Genomic DNA, 573 nt, shown 5'->3' on the forward strand with positions numbered 1-573 from the left:
TAGATACATATTATATGTACGAAGGCATTTCATTTACACAAGATTCTTGACGCTACCATTTCATTTTTGAAGTGTTCTATTTTATTAAATATAGTACACTTTTTATCTTCTGCCATTAGTGCTAATGTTGAAAGAACTTCAACCGTGTCACTCCGACTATTATAAAATGAAAAAGAGCTGCTTTTAGTATTATTGGGCTGCACAACATTTGAAATAAATGAAGTAACCATACCCATGGGGTATGAAGAGGGTTGACAAGCAAAGTATAGTGCCACTAGTGGATTCGTGGTAACATCCAATAGCCTTGTGGGCAGTCCAAAATGTTGCATATAAGAAAGACGTGAAAAATTATTTTCTAAGTTATTGAATATGTCAGCAAACCTACGCATGTATTCATTGGTGAAGCTATACTCATCAGTAGAAGCACCATTTGTTTTTGTTCGGAAAATACTAGCAACATTGTTGGTTCCTTCATAATCCCCAGATTGACCTCTGTAAAACATTCTATCCGTCAAGCTGCTCCTATGTCAATAAATGGCACATCTTTTTCTAAACACTCGTTCTAATTCTGTC

At 35.3% G+C, this 573-nt stretch carries 1 protein-coding gene; it reads right to left on the minus strand.

Going from position 1 to position 573, the window contains the following annotated elements:
* Positions 1–29: 29 nt before the first annotated feature.
* Positions 30–515, minus strand: coding sequence for an FRG domain-containing protein (locus tag FD20_RS12675; protein WP_083489158.1), 486 nt, complete (start codon positions 513–515; stop codon positions 30–32).
* Positions 516–573: the final 58 nt, after the last annotated feature.

The sequence above is a fragment of the Liquorilactobacillus uvarum DSM 19971 genome (assembly GCF_001434935.1).
GTDB lineage: Bacteria > Bacillota > Bacilli > Lactobacillales > Lactobacillaceae > Liquorilactobacillus > Liquorilactobacillus uvarum.